At 65.4% G+C, this 12,626-nt stretch carries 13 protein-coding genes and 1 pseudogene; 5 read left to right on the forward strand and 9 right to left on the reverse strand.

Annotation, left to right across the window (positions count from 1 at the left end):
• Positions 1-234 precede the first annotated feature (234 nt).
• The 6 genes from V9K97_RS26995 to V9K97_RS27020 all read right to left on the reverse strand — a co-directional run bounded on the left by V9K97_RS26995 (position 235) and on the right by V9K97_RS27020 (position 7,264).
• The gene (locus tag V9K97_RS26995) at positions 235-1,047 is read right to left on the reverse strand and encodes an ABC transporter ATP-binding protein (RefSeq protein ID WP_126748491.1); all 813 of its coding nucleotides are present in this window, start codon (positions 1,045-1,047) and stop codon (positions 235-237) included.
• A gap of 92 nt (positions 1,048-1,139) precedes the next feature.
• Positions 1,140-2,471 (reverse strand): ABC transporter substrate-binding protein, encoded by a 1,332-nt coding sequence (locus V9K97_RS27000; RefSeq protein ID WP_258502810.1) that lies wholly within the window; start codon positions 2,469-2,471, stop codon positions 1,140-1,142.
• 55 nt (positions 2,472-2,526) lie between these two features.
• Positions 2,527-3,591: a branched-chain amino acid ABC transporter permease gene (locus tag V9K97_RS27005; RefSeq protein ID WP_337298838.1), complete on the reverse strand. Its 1,065-nt coding sequence runs from the start codon at positions 3,589-3,591 to the stop codon at positions 2,527-2,529.
• 1 nt (position 3,592) lies between these two features.
• Positions 3,593-4,522 carry a branched-chain amino acid ABC transporter permease gene (locus V9K97_RS27010; RefSeq protein ID WP_258502809.1) on the reverse strand — a complete coding sequence of 310 codons (930 nt, stop codon included), beginning with the start codon at positions 4,520-4,522 and terminating at the stop codon, positions 3,593-3,595.
• A 1-nt stretch (position 4,523) separates the two neighbouring features.
• Entirely contained in the window at positions 4,524-5,312 is a 789-nt protein-coding gene (locus tag V9K97_RS27015) for an ABC transporter ATP-binding protein (protein WP_258502808.1), read from the reverse strand.
• Positions 5,309-7,264 (reverse strand): AMP-dependent synthetase/ligase, encoded by a 1,956-nt coding sequence (locus tag V9K97_RS27020; protein ID WP_337298837.1) that lies wholly within the window; start codon positions 7,262-7,264, stop codon positions 5,309-5,311. The genes V9K97_RS27015 and V9K97_RS27020 overlap by 4 nt, the downstream gene beginning before the upstream one ends.
• Positions 7,265-7,348: 84 nt before the next feature.
• On the opposite strand from V9K97_RS27020, the gene V9K97_RS27025 reads away from it, so the two are divergent.
• The 4 genes from V9K97_RS27025 (at position 7,349) to V9K97_RS27040 (ending at position 9,700) form a co-directional block, all read left to right on the forward strand.
• Positions 7,349-8,119, forward strand: a complete 771-nt coding sequence (locus V9K97_RS27025; RefSeq protein WP_258502806.1) for a Crp/Fnr family transcriptional regulator — start codon at positions 7,349-7,351, stop codon at positions 8,117-8,119.
• Positions 8,116-8,586: a hypothetical protein gene (locus V9K97_RS27030; RefSeq protein ID WP_337321902.1), complete on the forward strand. Its 471-nt coding sequence runs from the start codon at positions 8,116-8,118 to the stop codon at positions 8,584-8,586. Before V9K97_RS27025 ends, V9K97_RS27030 begins: the two co-directional genes overlap by 4 nt.
• A gap of 62 nt (positions 8,587-8,648) precedes the next feature.
• Positions 8,649-9,413, forward strand: a complete 765-nt coding sequence (locus tag V9K97_RS27035) for an SDR family NAD(P)-dependent oxidoreductase (RefSeq protein ID WP_258502804.1) — start codon at positions 8,649-8,651, stop codon at positions 9,411-9,413.
• Between the two features lie 29 nt (positions 9,414-9,442).
• A complete protein-coding gene (locus V9K97_RS27040) occupies positions 9,443-9,700 on the forward strand; it encodes a hypothetical protein (protein WP_337321903.1) in 258 nt (85 codons plus the stop codon).
• A gap of 133 nt (positions 9,701-9,833) precedes the next feature.
• Here the strand turns inward: V9K97_RS27040 and V9K97_RS27045 are convergent, their stop codons facing one another.
• Together V9K97_RS27045 and V9K97_RS27050 are read right to left on the reverse strand one after the other, a co-directional pair.
• Positions 9,834-10,877: an MBL fold metallo-hydrolase gene (locus V9K97_RS27045; protein WP_337321904.1), complete on the reverse strand. Its 1,044-nt coding sequence runs from the start codon at positions 10,875-10,877 to the stop codon at positions 9,834-9,836.
• A 61-nt stretch (positions 10,878-10,938) separates the two neighbouring features.
• Positions 10,939-11,934 (reverse strand): tripartite tricarboxylate transporter substrate binding protein, encoded by a 996-nt coding sequence (locus V9K97_RS27050; protein WP_337321906.1) that lies wholly within the window; start codon positions 11,932-11,934, stop codon positions 10,939-10,941.
• 207 nt (positions 11,935-12,141) lie between these two features.
• On the opposite strand from V9K97_RS27050, the gene V9K97_RS27055 reads away from it, so the two are divergent.
• On the forward strand, positions 12,142-12,519 hold the full coding sequence (locus V9K97_RS27055) for a VOC family protein (protein WP_337321907.1): 378 nt from the start codon (positions 12,142-12,144) through the stop codon (positions 12,517-12,519).
• A 30-nt stretch (positions 12,520-12,549) separates the two neighbouring features.
• Here the strand turns inward: V9K97_RS27055 and V9K97_RS27060 are convergent.
• Positions 12,550-12,626: pseudogene (locus tag V9K97_RS27060) on the reverse strand (superoxide dismutase [Fe]); the annotation flags it as partial.

The raw sequence follows: 12,626 nt of genomic DNA on the forward strand, positions 1-12,626 counted from the left end.
ATGTCCCCCGGGGCTGCGCCCCTCCTCCTTTATTTCGCTGCGGGGAGCACCCGATGCCCTGTGCACCGGGGCACGCTGCTGGTGTACCGCTGATCAACCACTGCTCTGTGCAACGAGCACGCCGATGGGATGCCTTGCGCAGCGAAATAAAGGAGGAGCCGAAGGCGGGGGACATTCGCGGAGCAAGGTACCCCGTCGGCGGGATCGCGCCCTGAACAGCAGCGCACCGGTGCTTCACGCCAGCCACCTCTTGCGCCGCTTGTAGCTCTTCACGTCGCGAAAACTCTTCCGGTCCGCACCGCCGACGCCAAGGTAGAACTCTTTCACGTCCTCGTTCTCGCGCAGGCTCTTGGCCTCGCCGTCCATCACGATGCGGCCGTTCTCCAGGATGTAGCCGTAGTCGGCGTAGCGCAGCGCCATGTTGGTGTTCTGCTCGGCCAGCAGAAAGGTCACGCGCTCCTTGGTGTTCAGGTCTTTCACGATCTCGAACACCTCCTCCACGATCTGCGGCGCCAGGCCCATCGACGGCTCGTCGAGCAGCACCATCGTCGGGTTGGCCATCAGCGCGCGGCCGATGGCGCACATCTGCTGCTCGCCGCCCGAGGTGTAGGCCGCCTGCGATGTGCGCCGCGTCTTCAGGCGCGGGAAGTACGCATACACCTTCTCCAGCGTCTGCTGCACCGCCGCCTTGCCGTCGGTGCGCGTGTAGGCGCCGGTCATCAGGTTTTCCTCAATCGTCAGGTGCGCGAAGCAGTGGCGGCCTTCCATGACCTGGATGAGTCCGCGCTTCACCAGCTCGGAGGGCGAGAGCGCCTCGATGCGCTCGCCGCGCAACTCGATGGTGCCCTTGGTCACCGCGCCGCGTTCGCCCGCGAGCAGGTTGCTCACCGCGCGCAGCGTGGTTGTCTTGCCCGCGCCATTGCCGCCGAGCAGCGCCACGATGCCGCCCTCGGGTACCGTGAGCGAAACGCCTTTCAGCACCAGGATCACGTGGTTGTAGATGACCTCGATGCCGTTGACATCGAGAAGGATTTTGGATTCGCTCATGGTGTGTTCCGAAGCATTCGAAAGAACAACGACAGCAAAGAGGCTGTTCTTTCGAATGGCGGCTCTTGCGAGCCGCCACCGTCGTCAGGTCATCAGGAGCTGCAGTCGGCCGCGTCGCGGCGGGTGAGCTTCTTCTCGCCCGCGTACTTCTCGGCCGCAACCTTCACCATCGGCTTGATGATCTGCTCGTCGGCCTGGTACCAGTCGGACATGCCGCCCCACTTGGCGCCGTCCCAGGTGTGCACGCGCGCCCAGGTCGAGCCCATGTGGTCCTGGCACGATGTGCTCAGCGGACGCAGCACGCCCGAGAAGCCCAGCGAGTCGAGCTTCTTCTGGTCGAGCGCCAGGTTCTCCATGCCCCAGCGCACTTGCTCGCCGGTCATGACCTTGCCTTTGCCGAAGCGCTCCTGCGCGCGCTTCACGGCTTCGACGCCGAGCATCTGGATGATCACGCCGCGCGTGTAGAGCACCGAGCCCACTTCTTCCTTCGGTCCCGTGCCCTGGCCCTTGTCGTGCACCTGCTTGAGGATTTCCTGGATCACCTTGGGCTCGGTGCCCGAGGTGTTGAGCGCCAGCGCGTTGTAGCCCTTGGCATTGGCGCCCACGTCCTTCACGTCGGGCTCGGCGCCGGCCCACCACACGCCGTACATCTTCTCGCGCGGGTAGCCCGTGGCCACCGCTTCCTTCAGTGCGGTGGAGTTCATCACGCCCCAGCCCCACAGCAGCACGTAGTCGGGACGCGACTGGCGCACCTGCAGCCAGGCGGACTTCTGCTCGACGCCGGGCGCGGTGACCGGAATGAGCGACAGCTCGAAGCCGTTCTGCTTGGCGCGCTCCTGCAGCAGCGGAATCGGCTCCTTGCCGAAAGGCGAGTCGTGATAGACAAGGGCGATCTTCTTGCCCTTGAGCTTGTCCATGCCGCCTTCCTTCTTGCCGATGTGCTGCACCAGGATGTCGGCCGCGGTCCAGTAGCTGCCCATCAGCGGGAAGTTCCACTTGAACACGCTGCCGTCCTGCGACGCCGAGAGGCCGTAGCCCAGCGTGATGAGCGGGATCTTGTCGGTGGGCACCTTGTCGGTCAGCGCAAAGGTAATGCCGGTTGCCTGCGGGTCGAACAGCGTCACGCCGGGGCGGCCCTTCAGCCGCTCGTAGCACTCCACGCCCTTGTCGGTGGCGTAGCCGGTTTCGCATTCTTCGTAGGCGATCTTCACGCCGTTGATGCCGCCTGTGGCGTTGACGTACTTGATGTAGTCCTGCTTGCCGTTGGCCCATGGCGTGCCGTTGGGCGCGTAAGGCCCGGTGCGGTACACCAGCAGCGGGAAGAACTGTTCCTTGGCCTGGGCTTGCGCGAGCGATGGCGCGAGCAGCGTGCCGACAGTGCCGGCCACCAGGGCGGCGGTCAGAGCGAGCGATTTCAGTTTCATGCCTGTCTCCTTATGTGGGCACCTCTGTGCCGGTTTCTACGAACGAATCAGAAAATCAATGGGGGAAGGGCCAGAGCCGCAATTTCTCCTTGCCCGTGGACCACAGCCTTGCAAGGCCGTGCGGCTCCACGATCAAGAAGAACACGATCAGCGCGCCGAAGATCATGGTCTCCAGGTGCGAGGCCAGCGCGGTCGAGATCGAGAAGCCCAGCCACCCGGGCAGCTGGTTCAGAAAGAGCGGCAGCAGCACGATGAACGCGGCACCAAAGAAGCTGCCCATGATCGAGCCGAGTCCGCCGATGATCACCATGAAGAGCAGCTGGAACGAGCGGTCGATGCTGAAGGCTGCCGGCTCCCATGCGCCCAGGTGAATGAAGCCCCACAGCGCACCGGCCACGCCGACGATGAAGCTGCTCACCGCAAAGGCCGTGAGCTTGGCGTACACCGGGCGAATGCCGATCACCGCGGCGGCCACGTCCATGTCGCGCATGGCCATCCACTCGCGGCCGATGGCGCTGCGCACCAGGTTCTTGGCGAGCAGCGCGAACACCACCACGAAGACCAGGCAGAACAGATACTTCTGCACCGGCGACTCGATCGGCACGCCGAACACGTTGAGCCCCGCCACGCTCACCGAACCCGACGACGAGTTGTTGGTGAACCACTGGATGCGAAGAAACGCCCAGTCGGTAAAGAACTGCGCCGCCAGCGTGGCCACCGCGAGATACAGCCCCTTGATGCGCAAGCTGGGAATACCGAACAGCACGCCGATCATCGTGGCGCACAGTCCGCCGAGCAGCAGCGATGCAATCAGCGGCATGCCGTCGATGCGCACCTGGAAGTTGTAGGCCGCATACGCGCCCACCGCCATGAAGGCACCGGTGCCCAACGAGATCTGCCCGCAGTAGCCGACCAGGATGTTGAGGCCCAGCGCCGCAAGCGAAAGAATCAGGAAGGGCGTGAGGATGGCGCGCATCCAGTAGTCGGACACGCCCAGCGGCACCACGATGAAAGCCACGAGCAGCAGCACCAGGATGGCGATGCGGTCCTGCGCGATCGGGAAGATCTGCTGGTCGGCCCTGTAGCTCGACTTGAATTGGCCGTTTTCTCTATAGAACATCTCAAACCCGATCGATGATCTTCTCGCCGAACAGGCCTTGCGGGCGAACCAGCAGGAAGACCAGGGCAAGAACGTAGGCAAACCAGATCTCGATGCCGCCACCGAGCATGGGGCCGAGATAAATTTCAGAAAGCTTCTCGCCCACACCGATCAGCAGGCCGCCGATGATGGCGCCCGGAATCGAGGTGAGGCCACCCAGAATCACCACCGGCAGCGCCTTCAGTGCCACGAGCGAAAGCGAGAACTGCACGCCCAGCTTCGATCCCCAGATGATCCCGGCCACCAGCGCCGAGAAGCCGGCCACCGACCACACGATCACCCAGATGCGCTTGAGCGGAATGCCGATGGACTGCGCGGCCTGGTGGTCGTCGGCCACCGCGCGCAGCGCGCGGCCCGTGGCAGTCTTCTGGAAGAAGATGGCCAGCACCACCACGAGGCCCGCCGCCACCAGTGCGGCAATCAGGTCTTCCTGGCTCAGCAGCAGGCCGCCCTGGAAGGTGCCCTGCAGCACCATCAGCGGTTCCTTGGGCATGCCCACGTCGATCTTGTAGATGTCGTTGCCGAAGATCGTCTGGCCCACGCCATCCAGAAAGTAGGCAATGCCCAGCGTGGCCATCAGGAGCGTGATGCCTTCCTGGTTCACCAGCTTGCTGAGCGCGAGCCGCTCGATGAGCCAGGCCACGATCACCATCACGCCCATGGCCGCGACAAAGGCCAGGATGTTCGCGAGGATCTGGCTTTCGAAGCCGAACCACTGCGGAAACCACTCGGCAAAGCGCGCCATGGCCAGCGCCGCGAACAGCACCATGGCGCCCTGCGCAAAGTTGAAGACGCCCGAGGCCTTGTAGATCAGCACGAAGCCGATGGCGATCAGCGAATAGAGCATGCCGACCATCAGGCCGCCAAACAATGTCTCTAGAAAAAAGCCCATGTCAGTGCTCCACACCCAGATACGCCCGGATGACGTCTTCGTTGTTTCGCACCTCATGGGGCGTGCCGTCGCCGATCTTCTTGCCGTAGTCGAGCACCACCACGCGGTCGGAGATGTCCATCACCACGCCCATGTCGTGCTCGATGAGGACGATGGTGGCGCCGAACTCGTCGTTCACGTCGAGGATGAAGCGGCTCATGTCCTGCTTTTCTTCGACGTTCATGCCGGCCATCGGCTCGTCGAGCAGCAGCACCTGCGGCTCCATGGCAAGCGCGCGGCCCAGGTCGACGCGCTTTTGCAGGCCGTAAGGCAGGCGGCCCACAGGCGTCTTGCGGTGCGCCTGAATCTCGAGAAAGTCGATGATGTGCTCGACGAACTCGCGGTGCTTCAGCTCTTCGCGCTCGGCCGGACCCCAGCGCAGCGCCTGCGCGAACAGGCCGCTCTTCATCTTGAGGTTGCGCCCCGTCATGATGTTGTCGAGCACGCTCATGCCTTTGAAGAGTGCAAGATTCTGGAAGGTGCGCGCCACGCCCATCTCGGCCACCTGGCGCGAGTTCATGTGCTTGAAGGTCTGGCCGCGGAAGGTGATGGAGCCCTGCTGCGGCCAGTACACGCCGTTGATGCAGTTCAGCATCGAGCTCTTGCCCGCGCCGTTGGGGCCGATGATGGCCCGCACCTCATGCTCGCGCACGTTGAAGCTGATATCGGTGAGCGCCTTCACGCCGCCGAAGCTCAGCGAGATGTTCTGTACGTCGAGAATGACGTCGCCGATTTTTCTGTTGCTGCTCATGCCGCCGCCTTCACGATGGGGAAGGTCTTGGCCTCGACGATCTTCAGCGTGGCGCTGACGACGCCGGTGCGTCCGTCCTCGAACTTGACCTGGGTCTCGATGAACTGCTCGGTCTTGCGGCCGTAGAGCGCATCGACAAGCACCGCGTATTTCTCGGCGATGAAGCCGCGGCGCACCTTGCGTGTGCGGGTGAGCTCGTCGTCGTCGGGGTCGAGCTCCTTGTGCAGCACCAGGAAGCGCGCGATCTGCGTCTCGCCCATGCCGGCTTCGCTCGCAAGGTCTGCATTCACCTTGGCGATGCATTCGCCCACCAGGGTCAGCACCTCGGGCTTGCCGGCCAGGTCGACGTAGCCGCCGTAAGCCAGGCCGCGCCGCTCGGCCCAGTTGCCCACGGCCTCGAAGTCGATGTTGATGGCCGCGCAGACCTCATTGCGTCCGTTGCCGAAGCACACGGCTTCCTTGATCTGCGGAAAGAACTTGAGCTTGTTCTCGATGTAGTTGGGCGCAAAGATCGCGCCGCTCACGAGCCGGCCCACGTCCTTCGCGCGGTCGATGATGCGCAGGTGCCCTTCGCTGTCGAGCACGCCGGCGTCGCCGGTGTGGAAGTAGCCGTTTGCGTCGAGCACTTCGGCGGTGGCGTCGGGGCGCTTGTAGTATTCCTTCAGCACCGACACGCCGCGCACCAGCACTTCGCCATCGTCGGCAATCTTCAGTTCGATGCCCGGTGCGGCGGTGCCCACCGTCTGCAGCTTGACCTTGCCGTCCTGCTGCAGGCACACATACGCGCAGGTTTCGGTCTGGCCGTAGAACTGCTTCAGGTTGACGCCGATGGAGCGGTAGAACCGAAACAGGTCGGGCCCGATGGCCGCGCCGGCGGTGTAAGCCACGCGAATGCGGCTCATGCCCAGCACGTTGCGCAGCGGTCCGTACACCAGCAGGTTGCCCAGGCTGTACATCAGCCGGTCGCCCGTGCCGACCGGCGCGCCGTTGAGGATGTCCGCGCCCACGCGCTGCGCAAGCGCCATGAACTTTGCATACAGCCAGCGCTTGGGCGCCGCCGCGTCCTCCATGCGGATCGACACGGCCGTGAGCAAGCCTTCGAAGGTGCGCGGGGGGCCGAAGTAATAGCTGGGGCCGATCTCGCGCATGTCGTTCATCACCGTCTCGGACGACTCGGGGCAGTTGAGCGTGAAGCCGCCCACCAGCCATTGCGCCACCGAGAACAGGTGATCGCCCACCCATGCCATCGGCAGGTAGCTCATGATGTTGTCGCCGGGGCCGAGCTTGTCGGTCTCCACGCCGCCGCGGCCCGCCGCGATGAAGCTCGCGTGCGTCTGGCACACGCCCTTGGGCCGGCCGGTGGTGCCGGAGGTGTAGAGGATCACGCCGACATCGCTTGGCTCGCCGCTGGCCACCGCGCGGTCGTAGTAGCCGGGGTTCGCCGCGTCGAAGGTGCGGCCCAGTTCGCGCAGCTGGTCGTAGCTCATGAGCCCGGGCTGGTCGTAGTGGCGCAGGCCCTTGGGGTCGTCGTAGATGATGTGGCGGATGCCGTGCTGCTCGTTCTTTTGCAGTTCGCGGCATTCGAGCAGCTTGTCCACCTGCTCCTGGTCTTCGACGATCACGAAGTCGATGGCCGCGTCCTGCAGCATGAAGACCATTTCGCTGGCCACCGCATCCTGGTAGAGCGGCACCGGCACGCCGCGCAGGCTTTGTGCCGCGAGCACCGCCATGTACAGGTGCGGGCGGTTGGCGCCCACGATGGACAGGTTGTCGAAGGGCTTGAAGCCCAGGCTCGCGAGGCCGCAGGCCATCTCGCGCACCTCTTGGGCCACGGCGCTCCAGCTCCAGGTCTGCCAGATGCCGAGGTCCTTTTCGCGGACGGCGGGCGCATCGGGCTGGGCCTGGGCGTGGGCGAGCAGCAGGCGGGGAAAGGTGGGGTCGGTGGTTTGCACAGTGGGCGGATCGTAGGCCTCACTTTGACGTTGGGTTGTCGTTCCAACGACAATCCTAGGGACACTACTCCCCGGAGTTTCCCGATGCTTCACGGCCATTCAAACCACAGCCTGCACGGCGCTTCGATCAAGGACCGCGCGCGTTCTCCCAATGCCGAAGAGCTCGACGGCATTCCGTGGTTGCCCGCGCTCACGCCCACCGAGCGGCGCCGCGCCGAGGCCGCGCTGGTGGTGGGCGAGGCCGAGGTCGGCGACCTGGTGTGCCGCGTCGGCCGCTCGCCCACTTACTGGTTCGGTGTGGTCGAGGGCCTGCTCAAGATGAGCAACGACAACGCCGACGGCGGCTCCGTCACCTATGCCGGCATACCGCCGGGCGGTTGGTTCGGCGAAGGCACGGTCATGAAGCGCGAGCCCTATCGCTACAACATCCAGGCGCTGCGGCGCAGCGTGGTGGCGGGGCTGCCGATCGACAGCTTTCACTGGCTGCTGGATCACTCCATCGGCTTCAACCGCTTTGTGATGAACCAGCTCAACGAGCGGCTCGGCCAGTTCATTGCGGCACTGGAGATCGACCGCCTCAACAACCCCGACGCGCGCGTGGCGCGCAACCTGGTGTCGCTGTTCAACCCGGTGCTGTACCCCGGCGTGGGCGAAGTCTTGCGCATCACGCAGCAGGAGCTGGCCTACCTGGTCGGCCTTTCGCGCCAGCGCGTGAACGAGGCGCTCAACGGCCTTTCGGCGCAGGGGTTGATCCGTGTCGAGTACGGTGGGCTGCGCGTGCTCGACCTGCCGGGCCTGCGCGCCACCGCGATATCGAACAAGAAGAACACCTCACCGGAAACGGAAACCTCATGACCCTCGAAGACCAGCTCCAGATCGTTTCCGCCAATGCCGAGGCGGCCCTTGTTCCGCCGCCCGAGACGCGCAAACCAGACACCGGCGAGAGCGGCCCCACGCTCGAAGAAGCGATGGCGCGCAACGAGGCACTCACCGAGAAGCTCGATGCGCTCGACGCGGTGCTCGCCAAGCCGCTTGCCGAAATTCTTGCCGAGCGCGAGAAGGCCGACGAGGCCGCTCTTGCATGGGACCGCTTCGGCGCCATGTGGATGCTTTCGCAGCGCGCCATGCGGCGCGTGGCACTCGACCTTGCAGCGCAACTCGGCGTGAGCGAGGAAGAAGTGGTGGCGCGCGCCATGACGCACGCCAACGCGGTGCTCAACGGTGCGGACGAGGTCGACCTTGGCGGCACCATCGCACCGGCACAGCTGCAGCACATCGCGCGGCACCGCAACTTCCTGCGCAGGCAGTTCCGCACCGGTTGAGCCGCCGGGCCCTTGTTTGCATACCGCTTAACCTCCTGCCTTCGTTCAAGAAAGTTCTTTTGATGACCACCTCCCAACTCACCCTGATCACCGGCGCGTCGCGCGGCCTGGGCCGTGCCATGGCCGCGCAGCTGCTGCAGGCGGGCCACATGGTGCTCGGCATCTCGCGCAGGCAAGACCCGCAGCTGGCCGAGCTGGCCGCCAAGGCCGGCGCCGAGCTCATCCAGTGGGAGCAGGACCTGTCGGAGCCTGTCGCCGCAGCGGCGCGCCTCTCCGCCTGGCTCAAGACGCTCGACGGCCAGCGCTTCGACGGTGTGACCCTGATCAACAACGCAGGCACCGTCGGCAACCCGGCGCCGCTCGCGAGCGCGGTGCCGGCCGAACTCGCGCAGGCCCTGCGCATCGGCCTCGAAGCGCCGATGCTGCTGACCGCCGCCTTCCTGGGCGCCACCCGCGAATGGCGCGGCGCGCGCAAGGTGCTGAACATCTCGTCGGGCCTGGGCCGCAACGCCATGGGCAGCCAGGCGCCTTACTGCGCCGCCAAGGCGGGCATGGACCACTACTCGCGCGCCGTGGCGCTCGAAGAGGCTCAGTCGCCGAACGGCGCGCGCATCGTGTCTCTGGCGCCGGGCGTGATCGACACCGACATGCAGGTGCAATTGCGCGGCGCATCGGCCGAGAAGTTTCCGGACCGCGGGCGCTTCGAAAAGCTGAAGAACGAAGGCATGCTCGACAGCCCCGAGACCGCGGCGGCCAAGGTGCTCAAGTACCTGGCGCGCGCGGATTTCGGCAGCAACCCCGTGGCCGACGTGCGCGACCCGGCCTGAACGCCGCGCACAGAGAACCGAGAACGCACATGGCCACCGCAAAGTCGATCGACACCAACGACTACAAGCTCTTTCCTTCGCCGAGGAACGTGCACCGCATCGTCTTCGAGCATCAGGTCTTCGTGCCTTACCCGTACGCGCTGATCGTGATGGACGAGTTCTACTTCAAGGGCCGCTACAGCCTGTTCTCCGCCTGCCGCCTCAGCGACGGAAAAATGGGGCAGGTCGCAACGTTCGAGCTGCCGTCGGACGTGGACATATTCAACAAGAAGTTCACGCCCGACTGACCTGTCTTTTCTCCCTCCCCTTTCGGGGGAGGGCAGGGGTGGGGGCACAACGGCTTTCATTGCCGCGCAGCCTCAAGCGCAGGAACTGCCCCCATCCCAGCCTTCCCCCAGAGGGGGAAGGAGCAGGGCAACGTCACTGCAGCAAGAACCTGTCGCGCTGCGCCCGCGCGCACCCGCCCATCACCGCCAGCGACCGCTCCACCGTGGGCGTGCCCAGCACAAAGGGGTTTGCGGCCGGTGCAGGCTGCTGTCGCAGCGCGGCCAGCTTGGCTTGCGAGCCGTCGATGTTGGAGTGGTTCGACAGCAGCACGTCGATGCGCTGGGTCTGCACGATCGCGCCCATGCGCTCCGTCGCGCCGATGTAGCTGTCCAGCCGCGGCACGTCCTTGCCGAAATTGAAGCCCGTGCCGCCCCAGAGCATGGCGCGGTGCTTCTGGCCGTTCGAAGTGACGTCGAACACCGGAGAGATCGTGCCCATCGTGTGGCCCGGCGTGAGGTACAGCGTGACGCTGGTGTCGCCCAGCGTGATGCGGTCGCCGTCCTTCGCGGAAATGCCGCCCGCGCTGCGCTTGGGCGGCGCGCCCCAGATCGGCGTTGCAAACTCGAGCCGGGTCTCGGTCATGGTCCAGTCGGCCTCGCTCATCACCACGCGCGCACGGTACTTCTCTGCGAGGTAGGGCGCGCCGCCGTAGTGGTCGCCATGGCCGTGCGTGACGATCACGTACTTGATCTGCGCCGGGTCGAGGCCGAGCTTGCGCATGCCGCCCTCGATGAGCGCCGCGGCCTCGGCCTGGGTGTTGAGCGCATCGATGAGGATGATGCCGTCCGAGGTCTTGATGGCCCAGGCGCTCACCCAGTCGGCACCCACGAAATACAGGTTGTCGAAAGCCTGGCCCGGCGGCGGCGCGGGCCTCGCGATGAATGCGGCCAGGCCCTTGTCCAGCTCGGCCTGCGGCGGCCGCGTGGCGGGAGCGGGTTTGCAGAGGGTCAGCAGCGCCGTCAGGTCGGAGCCGGCGGCGCGCGTGGCGGTGGCGACATGCGAGGCAACGCTGGTCTGCGACGGGGCCATCTGCTGCTGAGGCGTCTGCGCGCAGCCCTGCAGCAGGGCGACCGCCACCGCGGCCAGCGCGGTGGTGTTCAGCAGAAAGGCGTTGTTGGAATTCTTGCGCAGTGCCATCGCTGTCTCCGTACCGCCGGTGCGGCCTGTTGTGGAGACACCATTCTGCGATGCCCGGCGCTTATTCGATAGTCGCGCCGGAGGCTTGCACGATGCCCTTCCACTTGTCGTAGTCGGTCTTCAGCAGTGTCTCGAATTGTTCAGGCGTCATGGCCTGCGGCTCGGCGCCCTGGGCAATGATGGCGGCCTTCATTTCGGGCGTGGCCAGCAGCTTGTTCACTTCAGTATTCAGCGTGGCGATCACGTCCTTCGGCGTCTTGGCCGGCACGAAGAGCCCGTACCAAGTGGACACGTCGAAGCCCTTGTAGCCGAGCTCGGCCACGGTGGGCGTGTCGGGCAGCGAGGTGCTGCGCTTGGCCGAGGTCACGGCCAGCGGGCGCAGCTTGCCCGCCTTGATCTGCGCCAGCGCCGAAGGCACCGACGACACCATCAGGTCGACGTTGCCCGCCAGCACGTCCATCATGGCCGCGTTGGAGCCCTTGTAGGGCACGTGGCGCATCTTGATCTGGGCGGCGCCGTTGAAGATTTCGCCGGCCAGGTGAATGGTGGTGCCGTTGCCGGGCGAGCCGTAGGTGACGGTGTCGGGTGCGGCGCGTGCGGCGGTCACCACGTCGTTCAGCGTCTTGAACTTCGAGTTGGCCTGCGTGACGATCACCACCGGCGTGTAGGCCACGTGGGCGACGGCGGTGAGGTCCTTCACCGGGTTGTAGCTCAGGTTCTTGTAGAGCCAGGGCGCAACGACCATGTTGTCCTTCTGGCCCATCACGATGTCGTAGCCGCCGGGCGCGGTGCGCGCGGCCTCGGCAATGCCGATGGTGCCGCCGGCGCCGCCGCGGTTGTCGGGCACCACGGTCCAGTGGTTGGCCTCGGTGAGCTTCTGGGCCACGAGGCGCGCCAGGATGTCGGTGCCGCCGCCGGGCGGGAAGGGCACGATCATGCGAATGGGCTTGGCGGGGTAGGCCTGGGCTTGCGCGGCAGGGGCGGCGAACGTGAGGGCAAGGGCGGCCAGCGGGAGGGCCAGCGCAAGGGCCAGCGGGCGGGTGAGTTTGCGGATCATGGGTTTGTCTCTGTATCGGGGGCTTGTCGGGTGCGGATCAAGGGGCAGATTTTCAGGCCTTGCCAAGCACTGCACCAAGGGTGCAGTGTGCCGGAAGCCCGGCAGTGCGGTTTTCTTCGTTCGAGATGGGCCCCGTATCGGGTAGCGGCGGCTTGACATGTCCGTTGCGGGGCAGAAGATGGGTGCCCATCCACACAGGAGACAGCCATGCTCGGAAACATCAATGCGGTGCCCAACCTCGCGGTGAAAGACCTTGCCGTGGCTCGCCGCTTCTACGAAGACACGCTCGGCCTGACGCCGGCCGACACGGATTGCGAGGACATGATCGCCTATCGCAGCGGTAACACCCGTATCAATGTCTACTGCTCGTCATTCGCCGGCACCAACCAGGCCACGGCCGTGACCTGGGCGGTCGGCAGCGACATCGAAGGGCTGGTGGCGGCGCTCAAGGCCAAGGGCGTGCGCTTCGAGCACTACGACATGCCGAACACGACGCTCGCGGGCGACATCCACGTCATGGACAAGATGAAGGTCGCCTGGTTCAAGGACCCGGACGGCAACATCCTCAACCTCGTCAACGAGTGAGGATGCCGCCGGCGGGAACTTCGGCTGGCATCAGCCGAAGTTCTTGGCCGCGAAGTCCCAGTTCACCAGCTTGGCCAGGAAGGTCTCGACGAACTTCGGGCGCAGGT

This window comes from Variovorax sp. CCNWLW186 (assembly GCF_037203865.1).
Taxonomy (GTDB): Bacteria; Pseudomonadota; Gammaproteobacteria; order Burkholderiales; family Burkholderiaceae_C; genus Variovorax.

Excerpts from the sequence above, each read along its gene's own strand:
- V9K97_RS27030 (WP_337321902.1), top strand. The coding sequence starts at position 8,116 with ATGACCCTCGAAGACCAGCTCCAGATCGTTTCCGCCAATGCCGAGGCG.
- V9K97_RS27000 (WP_258502810.1), bottom strand. The coding sequence starts at position 2,471 with ATGAAACTGAAATCGCTCGCTCTGACCGCCGCCCTGGTGGCCGGCACT.
- V9K97_RS27055 (WP_337321907.1), top strand. The coding sequence starts at position 12,142 with ATGCTCGGAAACATCAATGCGGTGCCCAACCTCGCGGTGAAAGACCTT.
- V9K97_RS27025 (WP_258502806.1), top strand. The coding sequence starts at position 7,349 with ATGCTTCACGGCCATTCAAACCACAGCCTGCACGGCGCTTCGATCAAG.
- V9K97_RS27040 (WP_337321903.1), top strand. The coding sequence starts at position 9,443 with ATGGCCACCGCAAAGTCGATCGACACCAACGACTACAAGCTCTTTCCT.
- V9K97_RS26995 (WP_126748491.1), bottom strand. The coding sequence starts at position 1,047 with ATGAGCGAATCCAAAATCCTTCTCGATGTCAACGGCATCGAGGTCATC.
- V9K97_RS27050 (WP_337321906.1), bottom strand. The coding sequence starts at position 11,934 with ATGATCCGCAAACTCACCCGCCCGCTGGCCCTTGCGCTGGCCCTCCCG.
- V9K97_RS27010 (WP_258502809.1), bottom strand. The coding sequence starts at position 4,522 with ATGGGCTTTTTTCTAGAGACATTGTTTGGCGGCCTGATGGTCGGCATG.
- V9K97_RS27045 (WP_337321904.1), bottom strand. The coding sequence starts at position 10,877 with ATGGCACTGCGCAAGAATTCCAACAACGCCTTTCTGCTGAACACCACC.
- V9K97_RS27005 (WP_337298838.1), bottom strand. The coding sequence starts at position 3,591 with ATGTTCTATAGAGAAAACGGCCAATTCAAGTCGAGCTACAGGGCCGAC.
- V9K97_RS27015 (WP_258502808.1), bottom strand. The coding sequence starts at position 5,312 with ATGAGCAGCAACAGAAAAATCGGCGACGTCATTCTCGACGTACAGAAC.
- V9K97_RS27035 (WP_258502804.1), top strand. The coding sequence starts at position 8,649 with ATGACCACCTCCCAACTCACCCTGATCACCGGCGCGTCGCGCGGCCTG.